Annotated in this window: 1 protein-coding gene; it reads left to right on the top strand. The window is 41.6% G+C overall.

The features are described from left to right. Positions 1 to 95: 95 nt before the first annotated feature. Positions 96 to 272, top strand: coding sequence for a hypothetical protein (locus tag EYQ95_RS26575; RefSeq protein ID WP_165924878.1), 177 nt, complete (start codon positions 96 to 98; stop codon positions 270 to 272). Positions 273 to 505: the final 233 nt, after the last annotated feature.

The raw sequence follows: 505 nt of genomic DNA, 5'->3' as shown, positions 1-505 counted from the left end.
ACTTACATGAAGAGTCCTCTAATGGAAAGAGTTTGCTCAAAAGATAGCTTAGAATGGGAGGCTCTCTCCACAAATGGTATCAAGAGGAAGCTCCCATGGAGGGGAAGAAGATTACTACCTCCATTAAACACTTAGCAATAGATTTGAGAGAGATTGAGAGATGGGGAAGCAAGGGCAAGAAGGAAGAACCTAGGGCTGGGCTGGAACTCTCTATTTCTCAAGAAGTTACAAGAAGAGGAAGAAAGGGAAAAGACTCCTCCTTATATAGATAATGGCAAGGGTCCCACAACTTAAAAGTCCAAAATGGGCTAAAACGTCGATCTACGGGCTTCGGACGGATTCGACGAAGAAGGAAGAATTGATCGTCGAAATTTCTACTTTCCAAAAAGTATATATTTTACGAGTTTCGGAGACATTGAAAATAGTGTCCAGATTTTGTGTAAAAAGACTGTTTTACCCCTATCAATGGCAAAGTAGGGTTTAGAGGTCTCGAATGGAAACGGAG

The sequence above is a fragment of the Lysobacter sp. N42 genome, from assembly GCF_004344885.1.
Note: the sequence above shows the minus strand (reverse complement) of the source record. Positions and strands in the feature narration are given on the sequence as shown.